Source organism: uncultured Nocardioides sp. (genome assembly GCF_902805925.1).
In the GTDB taxonomy this organism is placed as follows: Bacteria; Actinomycetota; Actinomycetes; order Propionibacteriales; family Nocardioidaceae; genus Nocardioides.
In genome coordinates this window covers 1-3008 of the sequence record NZ_CADCUP010000026.1, presented here as the reverse complement: position 1 = coordinate 3008, position 3008 = coordinate 1, and the positions used below count along the sequence as shown (strand labels likewise).

At 74.2% G+C, this 3008-nt stretch carries 4 protein-coding genes; 2 read left to right on the top strand and 2 right to left on the bottom strand.

What is annotated here, in order from left to right; translation table 11 throughout:
* Positions 1–153: 153 nt before the first annotated feature.
* Together QZX64_RS01560 and QZX64_RS01555 are read left to right on the top strand one after the other, a co-directional pair.
* On the top strand, positions 154–492 hold the full coding sequence (locus QZX64_RS01560) for a lycopene cyclase domain-containing protein (protein ID WP_295656403.1): 339 nt from the start codon (positions 154–156) through the stop codon (positions 490–492).
* Entirely contained in the window at positions 489–848 is a 360-nt protein-coding gene (locus QZX64_RS01555; protein WP_295656401.1) for a lycopene cyclase domain-containing protein, read from the top strand. Before QZX64_RS01560 ends, QZX64_RS01555 begins: the two co-directional genes overlap by 4 nt.
* Here the strand turns inward: QZX64_RS01555 and QZX64_RS01550 are convergent.
* Both QZX64_RS01550 and QZX64_RS01545 read right to left on the bottom strand, forming a co-directional pair.
* Positions 817–1935 carry a polyprenyl synthetase family protein gene (locus QZX64_RS01550; protein WP_295656399.1) on the bottom strand — a complete coding sequence of 373 codons (1119 nt, stop codon included), beginning with the start codon at positions 1933–1935 and terminating at the stop codon, positions 817–819. The two genes, QZX64_RS01555 and QZX64_RS01550, sit on opposite strands and share 32 nt — an antisense overlap.
* A gap of 274 nt (positions 1936–2209) precedes the next feature.
* A partial coding sequence (locus QZX64_RS01545; RefSeq protein WP_295656397.1) for a glycosyltransferase occupies positions 2210–3008 on the bottom strand: 799 nt, incomplete at its 5' end.

Genomic DNA, 3008 nt, shown 5'->3' with positions numbered 1-3008 from the left:
GAAGTAGGTCAGCGTGGCGGCGGCCGAGGACACGTCGCGGCCGACCAGCAGCCGCCGGGTGCCCCGCCCGAGCGCCCGCACCTCCGTGCCCAGCCGGCCGGCTCCGCGGGGGCTCGTCATCGCGGCCTCGGCGGCGTCGGACAAGATGGCGTCATGCGGGCGTTGACGTACGTGGCCATGCTGGCCTTCGTGCTGGTCGCCACGCTGCCCCTGGAGATCCTGCTGCGGACCCGGGTGTACGCCCGGCTGCGCCGCCTCGGGCTGGTGCTGCTGTGCGCGGGCGTGCCGTTCGTCGTGTGGGACCTCGCGGCCGTGCGGGCCGGGCACTGGTGGTTCGAGGAGTCCCTCACCCTCGGCATCGAGATCGTGGGCCTGCCGCTGGAGGAGGTGCTGTTCTTCGTCGTGGTGCCGCTCGCCTCGGTGATGACCCTGGAGGCGGTGCGCAGCGTGCGGGGCTGGACGGTCGGCGACGAGCCGCGGGAGCGCCCATGACGCACACCGAGGCATCGCTGCTCGGCATCGCCGTCACCGTCGCGCTCGACCTGTGGGTGCTGCGGACGCGGCTGCTCACCCGACGGGCGTTCTGGGTGTCGTACGCCATCGTGCTGTTCTTCCAGCTGATCACCAACGAATGGCTCACGTCTCGAGGTGTCTTCCACTACGACGAGGATGCCATTCTCGGCTGGCGGATCGGGCACGCCCCGGTCGAGGACTTCCTCTTCGGCTTCAGCCTCGTGGCGCAGTCGATGGTGTGGTGGGTCTGGTGGGGGCGGCGGGGGGTCCAGCCGGAGACCGGCCCGGGTCCGCGTCCGGAGCTCATGCGCTTCGCCAGACGCTCGCGTCGGTGAGGGCGACCAGCGCCTCACGCGACTCCGGGGTGACCGGCATGCGGTCGAGCAGCTCGAAGGCCTGAGCCACCAGCTCACCGATGCGCGACTCGACGCGGGCCAGCGCGCCGGTGTCGGTCAGCACCTCGCGGACGACGCGGAGCCCGTGGTCGTCGAGCCCGTCGTCGCCGAGGTGGCGGCGCAGCACGGCCAGCTGCGTCTCGCCGGCGGCCTCCTCGGCGTAGGCCACCAGCATCGTGCGCTTGCCCTCCCGGACGTCGTCCAGGCTCGACTTGCCGGTCGCGCCGGGGTCGCCGAAGACACCGAGGACGTCGTCGCGCAGCTGGAACGCCTCCCCGACCTGGAGGCCGAAGGCGGCGTAGTCGTCGAGCAGGGCGGCCGGCGCACCGACGAGCGCACCACCGAGGAGCAGCGGGTGCTCGACGGTGTACTTGGCGCTCTTGAAGTGCAGCACCTGCGTGGCGTCCGAGGTCGAGGTGCCCCGGCGTCCCTGGGCCACGAGGTCGAGGTACTGCCCGGCCATCGTCTGGGTGCGCATCCGCTCCCAGACCAGCCGCGCCGCCTCCCCGGAGGCCGCGTGGCCGGCGGCCGTGGCCGAGCGCACCGCGCGGTCGAGGAGGTCGTCGGCCCAGGTGAGGCACAGGTCGCCGACGAGGATCGCGACGGAGTCGCCGAACGCCTCGGCGCTGCCCGCCCGGTCGTCGAGGGTGTGCCGCGTCGCGAAGGTGCGATGCACGGTGGGGACGCCGCGCCGCAGCTCGCTGCGGTCCATGACGTCGTCGTGCACCAGGGCCCCGAGGTGGAACATCTCCAGGGCGGCGGCCGCCTGCGCGACCCCGGCGCCGGCCGGCCGGGCGTCCTCGCCGACCGCCTGCGCGCCCCACAGGCAGAAGGCGGCCCGCAGCCGCTTGCCGCCGTCCATCAGGTCGCGGACCACGTCGACGAGCTCGTCCAGCTCGGGACCCACGCCGGCCAGGGTGCGGGTCTGGCGCTCGACGATGTCGGAGAGCACCTGCTCCACGGCACGCAGAGCGCCGACGTCGAGCACCGAGGGGCGCCGCGTCACCGAGGGACCTGAGCCGGGCATGGCTCCAACGTACCGGTCGGAGCGAAGGGGTACGCCGGCCGTCACGGCCTCGCGGAGGAGGTCCGTGCAGGGGCAGTCGGCGGGCCCGGAGGGGTGGAACCTGTCGATGGCGAACATCTCGTCGGGCTGGGCGAGGAACAAGGGTCCGACCACCTCCGCGAGGTGGGCACCGACACCGACGTCCGGACGTGGTGGGTGACGTCGTTGCCGCCGACGATGATGACCGCCACGTCGGGGCGGTAGCCCGATGCGAGGGAGCGGGCCTCCGCACCGCTCAGGCCGCCGCGCCGTCGAGGGTCCGCAGCACGGCGGGGTAGTGCACCTCGATCAGCTCGTCGACGACCGTGGCCCAGCTGCGGCCGGCCACCGCGGCGAGAGCTGCCGCGGCGGTGCGCGACCTGAGCGGCTCATCGCCCACCACGGTCGCGACGGTGTGCCGCAGCGCGGCCGGGTCGGTGGGCCGGAACAGCATCCCGGTGCGCCCGTGGTCGACGAGGTCGACCGGTCCGCCGGCCGCCGGCGCGACGACCGGGACACCACTGGCCTGCGCCTCCTGGACCGTCTGGCAGAACGTCTCGGACTCCCCGGTGTGCACGAACACGTCGAGGGAGGCGAAGGCGCGGGCCAGGTCGTCCCCGCGCAGCATGCCGGTGAAGGCGGCCTCGGGCAGGTGCCTCTCCAGCCAGGGCCGCGCCGGCCCGTCGCCCACGACCACGAGCCGCGTGCCGGGCAGGGAGGCGACCTCCACGAGACGGCGTACCTGCTTCTCGGGCGCCAGCCGGCCGACGTACCCGACGGCGAGGGTGCCGGGCCGGGCGCGCGTCCAGGCGGCGTGCAGGCCCGCGTCGCGGCGGTCGGGGGAGAACAGATCGAGCGAGACCCCGCGCCGCCACAGGTGCAGGTCGGTCACGCCCAGGGCGGCGAGCTGGGAGTGCGCCGCGGTCGACGGCACGAGCGTGCGGTCGGCGCGTCGGTGGATGCGCCCGACCCAGCGCGAGATGGGTGCGTCGGCCCGGATGCCGTACTGGCGCGCGAAGCCGGCGATGTCGGTCTGGTAGACGGCCACGGGTCGG